Raw genomic sequence first — 16,246 nt, forward strand, 5'->3', positions numbered from 1 at the left:
CCGTTGAAAACGCTTAAAAGTTGGCAAGCAAATGCACTTTTTTTCGTGCCTTAGAGGCATCTGAGTTTGACGCTGCGGCCGATTTAGCTTACAAGGGTTACCGAATTGAGCACCGAGGTTTTTTTGTTAATGCTGTACCCGTCGTCTTCCAGGCTGAAACCTGGGATCCATAGGGTATAAGACGCCGTTAAAAACGTATGGTTTCCCTCCTGCGGCGTGGATAGTGATTTATTCGGTTGCCAAACTACCAAGAGTGTTGAGATAATTTTTCGTCTGATCTCGCACTATCGCTCATGAGGTTTCAGTTTAGGTCCCGCCGCTAATTTGATTGGCGGGGCGGGTTATCATTAACGAATTGTCTTAGTAATACCGAAAAACATGGCAGAGAAACGCAATATCTTTCTGGTTGGGCCTATGGGTGCCGGCAAAAGCACTATTGGCCGTCAGTTAGCTCAGCAACTCAATATGGAGTTTTTCGACTCCGATCAAGAAATTGAGCGACGTACCGGAGCTGACGTGGGCTGGGTATTCGACGTGGAAGGGGAAGAAGGTTTCCGCGATCGTGAAGAAAAAGTCATTAATGAACTGACGGAAAAGCAAGGGATTGTGCTGGCTACCGGCGGGGGCTCGGTTAAGTCGCGTGAAACGCGTAACCGCCTGTCGGCGCGTGGTGTCGTGGTCTATTTGGAAACCACTATCGAGAAGCAGTTGGCCCGTACTCAGCGCGACAAGAAGCGTCCGCTGCTGCAGGTAGACTCTCCTCCGCGTGAGGTGCTGGAAGCGCTGGCTAGAGAGCGCAATCCGTTGTACGAAGAAATTGCAGATGTCACTATCCGCACCGACGATCAAAGCGCTAAAGTGGTTGCCAACCAGATTATCAACATGCTGGAAAGTAACTGATAGCGGGTTCCGTGTTGGCCGCGGGCAAATGCGGAAATTCTGATTGTGTTCCCCGCGTTGGCGGGGATAAACCACACCGAGAACTGAGCGCGACATGGAGAGAATTACCGTAACGCTTGGGGAGCGTAGCTACCCGATTACCATAGCCGCCGGATTGTTTGACGATCCGGCTTCTTTTATGCCGCTAAAGGCGGGTGAACAGGTCATGCTGGTCACCAACCAGACTTTGGCACCCTTGTATCTGGAGCGTATCCGGTCGGTGCTGGAACAGGGCGGCGTAGTGGTGGATCAGGTGATTCTACCTGATGGCGAACAGTATAAATCTCTGGCCGTACTCGAGCAGGTGTTCTCGGCGCTGCTGGAAAAGCCCCACGGTCGCGATACCACGCTAATTGCCCTCGGCGGCGGCGTGATTGGCGATCTGACCGGCTTTGCCGCAGCGTGCTATCAACGCGGTGTGCGTTTTATCCAGGTTCCTACCACGCTGCTCTCGCAGGTGGACTCCTCCGTTGGCGGCAAAACCGCCGTCAATCATCCGCTCGGTAAAAATATGATCGGCGCCTTCTACCAACCGGCTTCGGTGGTGGTAGATCTGGACTGCCTGCGTACTTTACCGGCGCGTGAACTCTCCTCTGGTCTGGCGGAAGTGATCAAGTACGGGATTATTCTCGATGGTGATTTTTTTGTCTGGCTGGAAAATAATATTGATGCGCTGGTTGCGCTGGATATGGACGCGTTAGCGTACTGCATCCGCCGCTGTTGCGAATTGAAGGCCGAAGTGGTGGCCGCCGATGAACGTGAGAACGGTCTGCGGGCGTTGCTCAATCTGGGCCATACCTACGGCCATGCCATCGAAGCCGAAATGGGCTACGGTGTCTGGTTGCACGGTGAGGCGGTGGCGGCAGGCATGGTGATGGCTGCTGAAACAGCACGCCGCCTGGGTCAGTTCTCGGCTGACGATATCGAACGGATCAAGGCGCTGCTGCTGCGTGCCGGGTTGCCGGTTTGCGGGCCGCAGGAAATGACGCCTGAGGCCTATCTGCCACACATGCTGCGTGATAAAAAAGTGTTGGCGGGGGCGTTGCGTTTGGTATTGCCGAAGGGCATTGGTGAAGCAGAAGTTCGTGGCGGTGTCGCCCATGAGCTGGTGCTGGCATCCATCGCCGACTGTTTACCAACACAGCGCGCGTAAGTCGGTTACACTCAATAGCGTTAACGTTTCGCCAGGTCGATATGCAGCCGTTTCTCTGCTGCTATCCGGGCTGTACCTTGCCCACCGGGCAATTCCATGGATGGCGTAATTTGACGCAGGTCGACAGCGCTTGAGCTTGCGGGCTATAACAGTAGCTTGGCTGCTGTTAGACTCTATAAAAATTGTGCGCAGGGCGAGACAGATGTCGCTTTGCCATCATCGGGTTAATAGTCTCGAACCACCTGGGTGGCGAGATTTTGCCTCTAGTTGGAGGGTTTCAGATGGATGAATTTAAACCAGAAGACGATCTCAGGCCTGATACCAGCGATCGCCGTCCTTCGCGTTCACGTCGGCCAGCCGCAACTGGGCCTCGTTTTGCCGTTTCACGCCAGCATATGATGATTGGGATAGGCATTTTGGTGCTGTTGTTGCTGATCATCGGTATCGGTTCGGCGCTGAAGGCACCTACTAAACACGAGGCAGCGCAACAGCAAGGGGCAACCCGTGACATCAATCTGTCGGGCTCATCGTCGCTGACCACCAGCAACAATGGCGTTGCGGGCGGCACTACGGATACCAACGATAACAACGGTGTCAGCACCTCTCAGCCTCAGACTGTTAGCGTCCCACCTATCTCCAGCACGCCGACCGAAGCACAAGCTGTAGCGCCACAGGGCGGTGCTGGTGAGCGTGTCGATCTGCCAGGCAACATGGCCGATGCCTTATCTTCACAACAAGGTCAGGTTGATGCCGCTGCCGCGCAAAGTATCAATGCCCCGGTTTCCACTTTACCAACCGCTCCGGCGACCGTGATGAACGGTGCTGCCGCGCGCCCGGCGGCGAATGGCAATGCAACCGCTGCGACGCAGCCGCATAAAACGCCTGCCACCAAACCAGCAGCAACCAAGCCGACAGCATCGGTCAAACCTTCTGCGACCACCACCACGGTTTACACCCCACCGGCCAAAGGCAAGAGTGGTGTGGTGAGCGGCAGCGGAAGCTCACTGAAAACCGCACCGGGTAGCCATTACACGCTGCAGTTGAGCAGTGCCTCACGCTCCGATACGTTGAATGCCTTTGCCAAGCAACAGAATTTGCCACACTTTATGGTGTACGAGACCAAGCGTGATGGTAAACCCTGGTATGTGTTAGTGAGCGGCAACTACGCTTCTTCGGCGGAGGCCAAGCGTGCCATCGCCACGCTGCCGGCGGAAGTTCAGGCGAAAAAACCATGGGTCCGTCCTGTACAGCAAGTACAGCAAGACCTGAAAAAATAATCATTAATTTTGTGCGCTGATGTGCTGTCTGAAGCAGAGTACATATCCGCCGCTCTGAATTGTAATAAGTAGCTAACTGACGGCATGAAGAAAAACCGCGCTTTTTTAAAATGGGCTGGTGGAAAATACCCGCTGATAGACGAGATCCGTCGTCATTTACCAGAGGGTAACTGCTTAATCGAGCCCTTCGTGGGCGCGGGTTCAGTCTTCCTGAACACAGAGTATGAGGCTTATATTCTCGCCGATATCAACAGCGACCTTATCAGCCTGTATAACATCGTTAAGCTGCGCACGAATGATTTCGTGCGCGATGCCCGCTTGCTTTTCACCGACGAATTCAATAACTCTGAGCAGTTCTACCTGCTGCGCGAAGAGTTCAACACCACCGCCGATGAGTATCGGCGCGCACTACTGTTCCTGTATCTGAACCGCCACTGCTATAACGGCCTGTGCCGCTATAACCTGCGTGGTGAGTTCAATGTGCCGTTCGGGCGTTACAAGAAACCCTACTTCCCGGAAGAAGAGCTGTATTGGTTTGCTGAAAAATCACGCAATGCCACTTTTGTCTGCGAGCACTATCACGATACCATGGTGAAGGCGACCCAAGGTGCGGTGGTCTATTGCGATCCGCCATATGCTCCTCTGTCGGCAACGGCGAATTTTACCGCTTATCACACCAACAGCTTTAGCCTGGCCGATCAGCAAGGGCTGGCGCGCATTGCGCATCAACTGTCGGTTGAAAGCCAGGTGCCGGTGTTGATTTCCAACCATGACACCGAGCTGACGCGTGACTGGTATCAGCATGCTTCGCTGCATGTGGTGAAGGCTCGCCGCACCATCAGCCGCAATATTTTAGGCCGCAGTAAAGTGAACGAACTTCTGGCGCTGTATAAAAAAGCTGAATAACTCGACCCCTACGTTTGGAGAAGCGGATGAAAAAGTTTTTGATTGCCCCGTCCATTCTGTCTGCAGATTTTGCCCGCCTGGGTGAAGATACTGCCAAAGTGTTGGCCGCCGGCGCTGACGTGGTGCATTTTGACGTGATGGATAACCACTACGTGCCTAATCTGACGATCGGGCCAATGGTGTGCGAAGCCTTGCGCAATTACGGCATTACCGCACCGATTGACGTCCATCTGATGGTAAAACCGGTCGATCGCATCGTGCCGGACTTTGCCAAGGCTGGGGCAACCTACATCTCTTTCCATCCCGAAGCTTCCGAACACGTCGACCGTACCATCCAACTGATCAAAGAGAACGGCTGCAAGGCGGGTCTGGTGTTTAACCCAGCGACGCCGTTGAGCTATCTCGATTACGTGATGGACAAGATCGACGTGATCCTGCTGATGTCGGTCAACCCCGGTTTTGGCGGTCAATCCTTTATCCATGGCACGTTAGACAAGCTGCGTCAGGTTCGCAAACTGATCGACGAAAGCGGCCGCGATATTCGCCTGGAAGTGGACGGCGGCGTGAAGGTCGACAACATTGCAGAGATTGCAGCAGCGGGGGCGGACATGTTCGTGGCAGGCTCCGCCATCTTTGGCAAACCGGATTACCGTGCGGTGATCGATCAGATGCGCAGTGAGCTGGCAAAGGTGAGTCATGGCTGATTTTAGCGCCATCCGTGGTCTGGCCTTCGATCTCGACGGTACGCTGGTAGACAGTGCGCCGGGATTGGCGGCGGCCATTGATATGGCGTTGGCGGAAATGGGTCTGCCGCAGGCCGGTGAGGCCCGTGTTGGCACCTGGATTGGTAACGGTGCCGATGTGTTGGTCCAGCGTGCGCTGCGCTGGGCAGAGGTGGAAGCCACGCCGGAACTGTGCCTACAAATGCGTCAACGTTTCGACCATTTCTATGGGCAAACCGTAGAAAGCGGCAGCCGCCTGTTCCCACAGGTAATAGATACGCTGGCTCAGTTGGCCAAGCTTGGCTACCCGCTGGCGCTGGTCACCAACAAACCGACACCCTTTGTGGCCCCTTTGCTGACGTCGCTCGGCATTATCGACTTTTTCTCGCTGATCATCGGCGGTGACGACGTGGTGGAGAAAAAGCCACATCCTGCCCCGCTATATCTGGTGTTCGGCAAGCTTGGCCTGCGGGCCGGTGAAGTGCTGTTCGTCGGGGATTCGCGCAATGATATTCAGGCGGCGCAGGCGGCAGGTTGCCCGAGCGTCGGTCTGACTTACGGATATAACTACGGTGAAGCGATCGCCCTGAGCCACCCCGACCGCGTGTTGGAGCGCTTCGCCGATTTGTTGCCCGCACTTGGGCTGTCATCTTTAGAAGATCGGGAAATTTAACTATGAGTAAGCCCATCGTTTTCAGCGGCGCGCAGCCGTCCGGTGAACTGACTATCGGCAACTACATGGGGGCGCTGCGCCAGTGGGTGCAGCTGCAGGACGAGTTTGATTGCATCTACTGCATCGTCGATCTGCATGCCATTACCGTGCGTCAGGATGCACAACAGCTGCGTAAAGCCACCCTGGATACGCTGGCGCTGTACCTGGCCTGTGGTATCGATCCAGAGAAAAGTACCATCTTCGTGCAGTCTCATGTGCCGGAACATACGCAACTGAGCTGGGTGCTGAACTGCTACACCTATTTCGGTGAACTGAGCCGCATGACCCAGTTCAAAGACAAGTCGTCGCGCTATGCGGAAAACATCAACGCCGGTCTGTTCAGCTATCCGGTACTGATGGCGGCAGACATTCTGCTGTACCAGACCAATCAGGTGCCGGTCGGTGAAGACCAGAAGCAGCATCTGGAACTGAGCCGTGACGTTGGCCAGCGCTTCAACGCGCTGTATGGCGACGTGTTCAAGGTGCCGGAGCCGTTTATTCCGAAATCTGGCGCGCGCGTGATGTCGCTGCAAGAGCCGACCAAGAAGATGTCCAAGTCGGACGATAACCGTAACAACGTGATCGGCCTGCTGGAAGATCCGAAGGCGGTGACCAAGAAGATCAAACGTGCGATGACCGATTCCCAAGATCCGCCAGTCATTCGTTACGACGTTGCCAATAAAGCGGGGGTGTCCAACCTGCTGGATATCCTTTCCGGTGTGACCGGCAAGAGCATTGCCCAGTTGGAGGCCGAGTTTGAGGGCCAGATGTATGGTCACCTGAAGGGCGCTGTAGCAGAGGCCGTGTCTGGTATGTTGGTCGAGCTGCAAGAGCGCTATCACCGTTTCCGCAACGATGAGGCTCTGTTACAGCAGGTGATGCGTGATGGCGCGGCGAAAGCCCGAGCTCGTGCGCAGGAAACCTTGGCGAAGGTGTATGAAGCCGTAGGTTTTGTACCGCACCCTTAATGGATGCAGACACAGTCTCAATCCGTTCGCCAGGCTAGGGCGCAGCATGCGGCGCCCTAGCCTAGGTGCGAAACTACAAACTTAGCAACATTGCTCCCAATCTGAAGCGGCCAAAGGGTCGCTTTTTTTATGCTATTTTGCTCAGGTCTGCCGGTGTTTCCTGGCTGGCAAACCAGTTCAGCTTGCTGCGCAGGCTGACGACGCTGCCAACGATAATCAGGCTTGGGCTCTCAGCTTGTTTTGCTAGCTCACCCAGTTGTGCCAACTGGCCTTCGATCACTCGTTGGCGAGTTGAGGTGCCGTTTTCGACCAGCGCCACGGACATCGAGGAAGCCATACCGTGAGCGATCAGCTGCTGCTGGATTTCTGCCGCCTGAGTTAACCCCATATAGAACACCAGCGTTTGCTGCTTGGCGGCAAGCTGTGCCCAGTCCAATCCGCCGTCGGCTTTGGCATGGCCCGTCACCAAACGCACGCTTTGTGCGTGATCGCGGTGGGTGAGGGGAATGCCGCTGTAGGCCGAACACCCCGAAGCCGCAGTGATCCCTGGTACTACCGAGAAGGGAATATCCGCTTCGGCCAGCGTTTCCAGTTCTTCGCCACCACGGCCAAAGATAAAGGGATCGCCCCCTTTCAGCCTGACGACACGCAGGCCTCGCCTGGCCTGTTCCACCAGGATCTGATTGATGTGTTCCTGGGGTACGCAATGGTATCCGGCACGCTTGCCCACAAAGATACGCTCGGCATCGCGGCGCACCAGGGCCATAATTTCTTCAGAGACCAGGCGGTCATAAACGACCACGTCAGCCTGTTGGATTTGTTGCAGACCTTTCAGCGTCAGCAGGCCAGCATCACCGGGACCTGCACCTACCAGCACCACTTCGCCCTGTTCTTCAGGACGATCGGCGAACAGCTTTTCAACCTGCTGGTTGGCCTGCGGGGTATCGCCGTTGGCCAGGGACTGCGCCAGCCTGTCGTGTACGAACAACCTTTCCCAGAATCGGCGACGAGCGCCAATGCTGCCAAACTCCTGCTTCACCCGCTGGCGCAATGAACCCGCCAACTGAGCCAGTTGGCCCAGGTGCTGCGGCAGAATGGCTTCCAGTTTTTCCCGTAGCAGACGTGCCAGCACCGGGGCTTTGCCCCCGGAAGAAACGGCCACCATAATCGGCGAACGATCGATAATCGAAGGCATGATAAAGCTGGCGCGTTTGGGGTCGTCCACCACGTTGCAGAATACCTGCCGTTGGTTGGCGCACTGATAGACCAGGGCGTTGACTTCCACCCGATCGGTTGCGGCAATCACTAACCATTTCTCTGCCAGCAAGTCGGCAGAAAACTCACCTTCTACCAGCGTCACCTGGCCCTGTTCGGCCCAGATATGGAATTGTTCACTGAACTCAAGCGAGTTGACGGTTAACTGCGCACCGGCCTCCAGCAGCAGGCGAGCCTTACGTTCAGCGACTTCCCCGCCGCCGACCAGCAGGCAGGCTTTGTGTTGCAGTTGGCAGAAAATGGGTAAGTAATCCATCGGCAATCCTCGGGGAAGTGGTAAACGGGGGCGATCGTTCACCCCCAAAAGCATTATGCGGTTTGGCGAGCAGCTGAAATCTCAGCCTGTGGACGCTGGGCACGTGGCGTGGCATACCAGTAACCGAGGCCCATAAACACGGCACCAGAGAACATGTTGCCCAGAGTCACCCACAGCAGGTTATGACCGATACCGCTAAGGGTATAGGCTTCGCTGTGGTGGCCGAACCAGGACAAGGCAAACAGCGTCATGTTAGCCACCGAGTGTTCGTAACCGGAAGCGATAAACGCCAGCAAACACCACCAGATGGCGATGAACTTGGCCGCGCCTTCAACACGCAACGCCATCCAGATCGCCAGGCAAACCAGCCAGTTACACAGTACGCCTTTGAAGAACAGCACTTCTGCAGGGGCGGTGGTTTTGGCCAGCGCTACGGTATGCACCAGGCTGGTATCAATCGGCAGCAGGCTACCACCGCCGTAGTAATACATCAGCGCGACCAGCACCGAACCGAGCAGATTTCCTAGCCAGGTTTGTGGCAGTACGGCCCACATCTGGCGGTGCTTGATGGTACCGGCCTTGACGCCCAGCATCAGAAACATGGTGTGGCCAGTGAACAGCTCTGAACCGGCGATGATCACCAGCGTCAGTGCAATACCGAAGGTGGCACCCATGACCAACGGACGGATGGACGGATCCACCAGGTTGCCGAGGGTAAAGATCAGGATAATACCAAGGCCGACATAGGCCCCGGCCATAGCGGAACTGATCCAAAAGCCAAGCGGACTCTCTTTGGCCAGTTTGACGATGCGTGCCGCGTTGGCAGCGCATTTATTGATGGTGTCGGTGAACATAGATTTCCCTGGAAATAAATAATAAAAAGTGTGTTTGTAAGGGTAATGCCGGTCAGTTAGGCAAAAAGAGACGCTCTCACCCTAACTCTCTCCCACAGGAAGAGGGGACCGATCGAGCTAGTTGATTGCTTAGCGTTTTACCTTGCCTTTGTTGTTCTTACTCCCTACTTTCCGTAGCTGCATGGGCTAACCGCTTGCCCTGTGCAGCACCCTCTCCCTTTGGGAGAGGGTTGCGGTGAGGGGCGAAGGATTACTTAGCCGCCACCTGAACCAGGCCGTCGACTACCCGGCTGGCGAAGCTGGCCACGGAGCGGCTCTCATCTTCCAGACAGAAACCGTCATGCAGGCGGAAATGCTGTTTTTTCAGCGGGCTGGCGACCCACAATTCACCCTGATGCTCGGCAATCAGGCCGCGAGAAAGCACGCTGGCCTGGGCAAACGGGTCGATATTGCTGATGGCAAACAGCCGCTCGTCGGCATAGGGGCGGAATATCGCCACCTGCTGGGTGCCGATCAGCGCACAGACGCCGGTCGCGGGCAGAATATCGGCGATGGGGCAAACGGTGATCCACTGGCTCATGCGTTGTTCTCCTCGGTTTCCAGCAAGGTGACGGGAATGCGTTCATCCGGGCGTGCTGGGCGATGTTGCTCGCGCTCGGCCACGACCTGAACGTTAGGATCGCGCTGGCTGTTGTTAATAAAGTGAGCGAAACGCACCTGCGATGCAGGATTTTCGACAGTTGCTTTCCATTCGCAGATCACCGCTTCACGCAGGCGGGCAATTTCGGTTTCCAGCTGTGCGTTGATGCCCAGCTTGTCGTCGATAATCACCTTGCGCAGATAATCGATGCCGCCTTCCAGGCTTTCCAGCCAGACCGAGGTACGCTGCAACTTATCGCCGGTGCGGATGTAGAACATCATGAAACGGTCGAGGTAACGCATCAGCGTTTCGTTGTCGAGATCGGCTGCCAGCAGGTCGGCATGGCGCGGTTTCATCCCGCCGTTGCCGCAGACATACAGGTTCCAGCCGTTCTCGGTGGCAATAATGCCAACGTCTTTCCCCTGCGCCTCGGCACACTCGCGGGTACAGCCGGAAACGCCAAACTTCATCTTGTGCGGAGTACGGATGCCTTTGTAGCGGTGTTCAAGCTGTACGCCAAAGCCAACGCTGTCACCCACGCCATAGCGGCACCAGGTACTGCCGACGCAGGTCTTCGCCATCCGCAGCGCCTTGGCGTAGGCGTGGCCGGTTTCGAAGCCGGCGGCGATCAGCTTGCTCCAGATGGCGGGCAGATCGTCTTTCTGCGCACCGAACATGCCGATACGCATCGAGCCGGTCATCTTGGTGTACAGGTTGTATTCTTTGGCAATCTGGCCGACGGCGATCAGACCTTCCGGCGTGATTTCACCACCGGCAGAGCGTGGGATCACCGAGTAGGTGCCGTCTTTCTGGATGTTGCCCAGGAAGTTGTCGTTGGTGTCTTGCAGCGGCGTGTGCTGCGGCTTGAGCACATACTCGTTCCAGCAGGAGGCCAGCAGCGAACCAACGGTCGGTTTACAGACTTCGCAGCCGTAACCCTTACCATATTTCGCCAACAGCTCGTCGAAGGTCTTGATGCCTTCAACCCGGATCAGGTGATATAGCTCCTGGCGGGAATAGGCAAAGTGTTCGCACAGGTGATGGTTAACCTCGATGCCCTGTTTGCTCAGTTCGGCATTCAGCACCTGGGTGATCAGTGGAATACAGCCGCCGCAGCCAGTACCGGCCTTGGTCTCGGACTTGATCGCCGCCACGGTATGGCAGCCCATATTCACCGCTTTGATGATATCGCCCTTGCTGACGTCAAAGCAGGAACAGATCTGTGCGGTTTCTGGCAGCGAATCTACGCCGATGGCAGGCTTGCTGCCGGCATGGGCTGGCAGGATCAGGCTGTCCGGATTTTCCGGCAGTTCGATGTTGTTGAGTGCCAGCTGCAGCAGGTTACCGTAGTCGCTGGTATCGCCGACCAGCACCGCACCAAGCAACGTTTTGTTGTCCGCGCTGACGACCAGGCGCTTATATACCTCTTTGCTTTCATCCAGATAGACGTAGCTGCGGGCGCCTTCGGTACGTGCGTGCGCATCACCAATACCCCCAACATCGACCCCCAGCAGCTTCAGCTTGGCGCTCATATCGGCACCCTGGAAGCTGTTTTCACGGCTCAGCAGATGGTCGGCGGCGACCTGAGCCATCTTGTAGCCCGGCGCTACCAAGCCGAAGGTGCGCTGCTGCCAGGAGGCGCATTCACCAATGGCGTAAACGTCCGGATCGGAGGTCTGGCAGTTATCGTTAATCGCAATGCCACCGCGTGGGGCGGTAGCCAGCCCGCACTGGTGAGCCAGTTTGTCCTGCGGACGGATGCCGGTGGAGAAGACGATAAAGTCGACCTCCAGCTCGCTGCTGTCGGCAAAGTGCATGGTTTTGCGTGCGCTTTTGCCGCCGTTGATGATTTCGGTGGTGTTCTTGCCGGTGTGGACTTTGACACCCATGCGCTCGATCTTGCGGCGCAGCTGGTCGCCGCCCATCGGATCGAGCTGTTCTGCCATCAACATCGGCGCGAACTCGATCACATGGGTTTCCACGCCCAGGCTTTTCAGTGCGCCAGCCGCTTCCAGGCCGAGCAGACCACCGCCCACCACTGCGCCACGTTTACTGCGGCGGGCGCAGGATTCGATAGCGTTAAGATCTTCAATTGTGCGGTAAACGAAGCAGTCCTGCGTCTCTGAACCTTTGATCGGCGGGATCCACGGATAGGAGCCGGTCGCCATGATCAGCTTGTCGTAATACACCGTGCGGCCGGTATTGGAGTGGATCACTTTCTCTGCGCGGTTAATGGTGATCGCGCGCTCGCCCACCAGCACTTTGACGCCCTGTTTTTCGTAGAAGCCTTCGCGGACCAGCGAAAGTTCTTCGGCAGTGTGGTGGGAGAAATAGGAGGAGAGATGCACGCGGTCGTAGGCGATGCGCGGCTCTTCACAAAAGATGGTGATGTCGAACTGGTCTTTGTCTGCCTTTTCCAGCAGATCTTCGATAAAGCGGTGGCCGACCATGCCGTTGCCGATGACCGCGAGTTGGACTCTGCTCATTATTGCCTCAAAATTCTGATTTCCTGGATGTACCTTATTCCTCCCAGAAGGCAATTTATTGATGCAGGTCAAGTTAGCCTTTATATACCTCTAAGGTGGTATATCTATGATTTTTATCGATATTTGATAAGTTGTGGTTTTTACTCAACTTTAGCTGAATCGAGCCAGTTAATGGGGAAAGTACTCCTTGGGGAGTAGCTAAAGGGAGGAGGTGCCAAGCGGCGATTTTGTCAGCTCGTCATTGCCCAGTATGATGAAAGAAATGGTGAGCCGAGCAGAGGTAAAAAAATGGCGAACAATCCGGTCAAGTTTATCGATAACCTGCGCCTGAGTGGGCATGAGGGGCTATGGCAGTTGGCCATTGAGCAGGGGCGGATCGCGCATATCATTCCACAGCCTGAGGGGCTGGAGTGGCGCAGCGACGTGTTGGATGCCGAAGGCGGGCTGGCGCTGCCGCCGTTTATCGAGCCGCATATCCACCTGGATACTACGCAAACCGCCGGGCAGCCCGCATGGAACCAGTCCGGCACGCTGTTTGAAGGCATTGAACGCTGGGCAGAGCGCAAAGCACTGCTCACCCATGAAGACGTGAAGCAGCGCGCCTGGCAGACGCTGAAATGGCAAATCGCCAACGGCGTGCAGCATGTGCGCACTCATGTTGATGTATCCGATCCTACACTGACCGCGCTGCGCGCCATACTGGAGGTCAAGCAGGAGGTCTCTCCTTGGATCACTCTGCAGATCGTTGCCTTTCCTCAGGAAGGGATCATGTCATATCCCAATGGGGAAGCCTTGCTGGAGGAGGCATTACGGCTCGGAGCGGATGTGGTTGGGGCTATCCCGCATTTTGAATTCACCCGCGAATACGGCGTAGAGTCGCTGCACAAGGCTTTTGCCTTGGCACAGAAATATGATCGGCTGGTGGACGTGCACTGCGACGAGATTGACGACGAGCAGTCCCGCTTTGTGGAGACCGTGGCCGCGCTGGCATTGAAGCTGGAGATGGGCGGCAAGGTCACCGCCAGCCACACCACCGCGATGCATTCCTACAATGGTGCCTATACCTCAAGGCTGTTCCGGCTGCTGAAAATGTCCGGTATCAACTTCGTGGCCAACCCGTTGGTGAACATTCACCTGCAAGGACGTTTCGATACCTATCCTAAACGGCGTGGCATCACCCGGGTGAAGGAGATGTTGGAGGCGGGCATCAACGTCTGCTTTGGTCATGACGACGTGTTTGACCCCTGGTATCCGCTGGGCACCGCCAATATGTTGCAGGTGCTGCATATGGGGCTCCACGTCTGCCAACTGATGGGCTATGGCCAGATCGATGACGGATTGGATCTGATCACCACCCACAGCGCACGAACCCTGAATCTGACGGATTACGGTTTGCGTGCAGGCAATAGTGCCGATTTGGTGATCTTACCCGCAGACAGCGGTTTTGACGCAGTACGCCGCCAGACGCCGGTACGCTATTCGATCCGTGCTGGTGCGGTCATCGCGGCCACCCAGCCTGCGCAAACCACGCTGTATCTGGAGCAGGAAGAGCAGGTCGACTTCAGGCGTTAGACATAAAAAAGGGTTCTGCGTTGGCAGAACCCTCATGGGGAAAACTAGCAGCAGTTAGTGCGTGGTATGCCCATGGTTGCGGTGCTTGGTCACAAAACCGAGCAGCAGACACATCACAAACACGGCCAGATACAGGCCGTTGGCCGTAGTCAGCGCGGCATGGACTCCGCTGCTGGCAACGATTGGGCCGGTAACTACGAAGGTCAGCATGGTGCCGATGGTGCCGCAGGTCAGGATAAAGTTGACCAGTTTCGGTGAGGAAACCTTGGTTTGCTGCGAACCGAGCGTGATCAGCGTGGTGTAGATCGCGCTGGAGACGAAGCCCAGAGCCATGATGTAGTAGCTCAGGTACTCAGGATTATCGGTGCTGATAAACAGGTACATGGCACCCGTTGCCAGCGCAGCCAGCACGGTGACGATGCGTTGCAGGTCAAAGAAGCGCAGCACGAAGCTGAACACCCACATACCGATCATGTAAGAAGTCCAGAAATTGCTGACCACCTTGCCTGCCTGGTCGATATTCATGCCGAAGGTTTTGGTGGCGTATTCCGGTACCCATTGGATAAAGCCCAACTGGCCAAGAATGTAGCACAGCGCGGCGATAGCCAGGAACAGCACGCCGACACCCCATTTCTCTTTCACCACCGGCTCGCTGCTTTTCTCCCCTTTGTCACCCAGAACCGGGAACTCGGAACACAGCGTCAGCACGAAGATGGCCAGGTACAGCACCCCAATGCAGGCGTAAACCCAGTACCAGCCAATGCTACGCGCCAGCAGCATTGCGGCGATGATCGGGAAGATCATCCCGGCCATGCTGAAGAAGGAGTCGGTAAACAGCAGGCGTGAACCGCGTTGGCGGCCAGCATACATATGGGTGATCAGGAAGGTGCCGATCGACATGGTGATACCGCTGACCACGCCGAGCACAAACATGCACAGCGAGAACAGGGTCAGGCTTTTGCCTACCATCAGCCCGGCGATGGCCAGCAGCATCAGGATAAAGCCAAAGATCAGCTGACGTTTCAGCGGAATGATTTCCATCAGCCAGGCATTGAGGAAGATTGAAATCAAAATACCCGCGTTAAGGAAGGTAAAGGTATTGCTCATGCTGGAAACCGGCAGATTGAAATACTCTGCGATGTTTCCCATCACCATCCCTGTGACGATCACTAATGCACCGGTCAGCGCATAAGAGAAGAAGCTGATCCAGGTTAGCCGGATGCGGTTGCTGTCATTCATGTATATAGGCCTGATTATCTTTGTTGTGGTTTATACCCGTGGGCCGTCAGACCGAAACCTGAGATCCCTGGGGTTTAAAGCTGGCATAAGGCCGCAGGTTTTTCCTGGTAAAAACTGGAAAAGATCCCGATCAGGCCACCAGGAGGCGGATCCTAGCATAGACAACGGGAGTTTATGTGACGAGCATCGATTTTTTGATGCAAGGGATGAAAGGTTTTTAGATTTTTATGTGATCAGCTACCGGTGTGGCGATCGAATCGCGCTGGATGATGGTCGGCTCAAAGCTTACCGGTGCGGTCTGTGGATCTATCAGCAGACGAGCGGCATATTGCGCCATCTCGGTAATGGGGAAATGCACGCTGGTGAGCGCCGGGCGGACAAACGGCGCTCGCTCGCCGCTGTCGTAGCAGATTAGCGAGATATCCTGTGGTACGCGCAAATGCCGCTCATTAATCGCCAGCAGGGCACCAATCGCCATTTCTTCGTTGCAGCAGTAAATCGCCGTAGGCAGCGCTTTGCTGCGCAGCAGTTGGTCAGCGCACTGGTAGCCGCTTTCCAGGTCATACACCCCTTCCGGGCAGCCTAGCGGTTGCAGATTGGCGGCCTGCATCGCATTGAGGAACCCTTGTAACCGCTGTTGGCTGGAGGCTCGTTGGGCTGGGCCACTGATACAGGCAATGCGCCGATGACCGGCATCGATCAACTGCTGGGTAGCAAGCTGGCTGGCGTAAATGTGATCGAAGGTGACACAGCGATCTTCCAGGCCAGGGACCAGGCGATCGAGCAGCACAAAGGAGCGCTGTTCGGCAGCCAACTGGCGTAGCCGATCGTCGCTGAGGCAGCGCACGTGCAGGATCACGCCGTCGCAACGCAGGCTGAACAGGCGTTGGATCGCCAGCAGTTCATTTTCCGCACTATTACGGCCTTGGGTCACCAACAGCTGTTTACCGTTGGACTCGGCTTCGGTTTGGACGAAATCCATCAGGGCACCAAAGAAGCCGCCTCGGTATGAGGTGGTGACCAGGCCCAAGGTGTTGCTTTGGCTGGACGCCAACGCCCTGGCCGCCGGGTTGGGGGTATAGCCCAGTTCGGCCACCGCCCGTTTGACCTTCTCGCGGGTGAGCGCTTTGACCTTGTTATCGCCGTTGACCACGCGTGACACAGTCGCGCGGGATACGCCCGCTATCGCTGCGACATCTTCCAGTGTCACCATTTTGCTGCTCCTGATTACGGGCTTATCCCCCCAC

The 16,246-nt window shown here is 56.1% G+C and carries 14 protein-coding genes; 8 read left to right on the forward strand and 6 right to left on the reverse strand.

Annotated elements, in window-relative coordinates:
- Positions 1-378: 378 nt before the first annotated feature.
- The 7 genes from aroK (at position 379) to trpS (ending at position 6,677) form a co-directional block, all read left to right on the forward strand.
- The gene (gene aroK / locus ACKWMY_RS10980; protein ID WP_005271698.1) at positions 379-900 is read left to right on the forward strand and encodes a shikimate kinase AroK; all 522 of its coding nucleotides are present in this window, start codon (positions 379-381) and stop codon (positions 898-900) included.
- Between the two features lie 94 nt (positions 901-994).
- Complete coding sequence (aroB, locus tag ACKWMY_RS10985) at positions 995-2,092, forward strand: 3-dehydroquinate synthase (protein ID WP_024527568.1); 1,098 nt, start codon at positions 995-997, stop codon at positions 2,090-2,092.
- 281 nt (positions 2,093-2,373) lie between these two features.
- A complete protein-coding gene (locus tag ACKWMY_RS10990; protein WP_024527567.1) occupies positions 2,374-3,369 on the forward strand; it encodes an SPOR domain-containing protein in 996 nt (331 codons plus the stop codon).
- 84 nt (positions 3,370-3,453) lie between these two features.
- Positions 3,454-4,275, forward strand: a complete 822-nt coding sequence (dam, locus tag ACKWMY_RS10995) for an adenine-specific DNA-methyltransferase (protein WP_024527566.1) — start codon at positions 3,454-3,456, stop codon at positions 4,273-4,275.
- 26 nt (positions 4,276-4,301) lie between these two features.
- Positions 4,302-4,979 (forward strand): ribulose-phosphate 3-epimerase, encoded by a 678-nt coding sequence (gene rpe / locus ACKWMY_RS11000; RefSeq protein WP_024482734.1) that lies wholly within the window; start codon positions 4,302-4,304, stop codon positions 4,977-4,979.
- Positions 4,972-5,670 (forward strand): phosphoglycolate phosphatase, encoded by a 699-nt coding sequence (locus ACKWMY_RS11005; RefSeq protein WP_024527565.1) that lies wholly within the window; start codon positions 4,972-4,974, stop codon positions 5,668-5,670. Before rpe ends, ACKWMY_RS11005 begins: the two co-directional genes overlap by 8 nt.
- Positions 5,671-5,672: 2 nt before the next feature.
- The gene (gene trpS, locus ACKWMY_RS11010) at positions 5,673-6,677 is read left to right on the forward strand and encodes a tryptophan--tRNA ligase (protein ID WP_021181695.1); all 1,005 of its coding nucleotides are present in this window, start codon (positions 5,673-5,675) and stop codon (positions 6,675-6,677) included.
- 127 nt (positions 6,678-6,804) lie between these two features.
- On the opposite strand, the gene cysG is transcribed toward trpS, so the two are convergent.
- The 4 genes from cysG to nirB form a co-directional block, all read right to left on the reverse strand.
- A complete protein-coding gene (cysG, locus tag ACKWMY_RS11015; protein ID WP_409486291.1) occupies positions 6,805-8,208 on the reverse strand; it encodes a siroheme synthase CysG in 1,404 nt (467 codons plus the stop codon).
- Positions 8,209-8,261: 53 nt separating this feature from the next.
- Positions 8,262-9,062 (reverse strand): nitrite transporter NirC, encoded by an 801-nt coding sequence (gene nirC / locus ACKWMY_RS11020; protein WP_024527563.1) that lies wholly within the window; start codon positions 9,060-9,062, stop codon positions 8,262-8,264.
- 250 nt (positions 9,063-9,312) lie between these two features.
- Complete coding sequence (gene nirD, locus ACKWMY_RS11025; RefSeq protein ID WP_024482730.1) at positions 9,313-9,642, reverse strand: nitrite reductase small subunit NirD; 330 nt, start codon at positions 9,640-9,642, stop codon at positions 9,313-9,315.
- Positions 9,639-12,188, reverse strand: a complete 2,550-nt coding sequence (nirB, locus tag ACKWMY_RS11030; RefSeq protein WP_409486292.1) for a nitrite reductase large subunit NirB — start codon at positions 12,186-12,188, stop codon at positions 9,639-9,641. The genes nirD and nirB overlap by 4 nt, the downstream gene beginning before the upstream one ends.
- Before the next feature lie 288 nt (positions 12,189-12,476).
- On the opposite strand from nirB, the gene ACKWMY_RS11035 reads away from it, so the two are divergent.
- Positions 12,477-13,760, forward strand: a complete 1,284-nt coding sequence (locus ACKWMY_RS11035) for a cytosine deaminase (RefSeq protein WP_409486293.1) — start codon at positions 12,477-12,479, stop codon at positions 13,758-13,760.
- Positions 13,761-13,814: 54 nt separating this feature from the next.
- Here the strand turns inward: ACKWMY_RS11035 and tsgA are convergent, their stop codons facing one another.
- Together tsgA and ACKWMY_RS11045 are read right to left on the reverse strand one after the other, a co-directional pair.
- Complete coding sequence (gene tsgA / locus ACKWMY_RS11040; protein WP_024482728.1) at positions 13,815-14,999, reverse strand: MFS transporter TsgA; 1,185 nt, start codon at positions 14,997-14,999, stop codon at positions 13,815-13,817.
- Between the two features lie 217 nt (positions 15,000-15,216).
- Positions 15,217-16,212 (reverse strand): LacI family DNA-binding transcriptional regulator, encoded by a 996-nt coding sequence (locus tag ACKWMY_RS11045; protein WP_211135822.1) that lies wholly within the window; start codon positions 16,210-16,212, stop codon positions 15,217-15,219.
- Positions 16,213-16,246: the final 34 nt, after the last annotated feature.

The sequence above is a fragment of the Serratia sp. J2 genome, assembly GCF_046269175.1.
Lineage (GTDB): Bacteria > Pseudomonadota > Gammaproteobacteria > Enterobacterales > Enterobacteriaceae > Chania > Chania fonticola_C.

What these genes read in the sequence shown, in the direction of transcription:
- ACKWMY_RS10990 (WP_024527567.1), top strand. Translation starts at nt 2,374, where the DNA reads ATGGATGAATTTAAACCAGAAGACGATCTCAGGCCTGATACCAGCGAT.
- ACKWMY_RS11035 (WP_409486293.1), top strand. Translation starts at nt 12,477, where the DNA reads ATGGCGAACAATCCGGTCAAGTTTATCGATAACCTGCGCCTGAGTGGG.
- nirD (WP_024482730.1), bottom strand. Translation starts at nt 9,642, where the DNA reads ATGAGCCAGTGGATCACCGTTTGCCCCATCGCCGATATTCTGCCCGCG.
- cysG (WP_409486291.1), bottom strand. Translation starts at nt 8,208, where the DNA reads ATGGATTACTTACCCATTTTCTGCCAACTGCAACACAAAGCCTGCCTG.
- aroB (WP_024527568.1), top strand. Translation starts at nt 995, where the DNA reads ATGGAGAGAATTACCGTAACGCTTGGGGAGCGTAGCTACCCGATTACC.
- nirB (WP_409486292.1), bottom strand. Translation starts at nt 12,188, where the DNA reads ATGAGCAGAGTCCAACTCGCGGTCATCGGCAACGGCATGGTCGGCCAC.
- nirC (WP_024527563.1), bottom strand. Translation starts at nt 9,062, where the DNA reads ATGTTCACCGACACCATCAATAAATGCGCTGCCAACGCGGCACGCATC.
- ACKWMY_RS11045 (WP_211135822.1), bottom strand. Translation starts at nt 16,212, where the DNA reads ATGGTGACACTGGAAGATGTCGCAGCGATAGCGGGCGTATCCCGCGCG.
- ACKWMY_RS11005 (WP_024527565.1), top strand. Translation starts at nt 4,972, where the DNA reads ATGGCTGATTTTAGCGCCATCCGTGGTCTGGCCTTCGATCTCGACGGT.
- aroK (WP_005271698.1), top strand. Translation starts at nt 379, where the DNA reads ATGGCAGAGAAACGCAATATCTTTCTGGTTGGGCCTATGGGTGCCGGC.
- trpS (WP_021181695.1), top strand. Translation starts at nt 5,673, where the DNA reads ATGAGTAAGCCCATCGTTTTCAGCGGCGCGCAGCCGTCCGGTGAACTG.
- tsgA (WP_024482728.1), bottom strand. Translation starts at nt 14,999, where the DNA reads ATGAATGACAGCAACCGCATCCGGCTAACCTGGATCAGCTTCTTCTCT.
- dam (WP_024527566.1), top strand. Translation starts at nt 3,454, where the DNA reads ATGAAGAAAAACCGCGCTTTTTTAAAATGGGCTGGTGGAAAATACCCG.
- rpe (WP_024482734.1), top strand. Translation starts at nt 4,302, where the DNA reads ATGAAAAAGTTTTTGATTGCCCCGTCCATTCTGTCTGCAGATTTTGCC.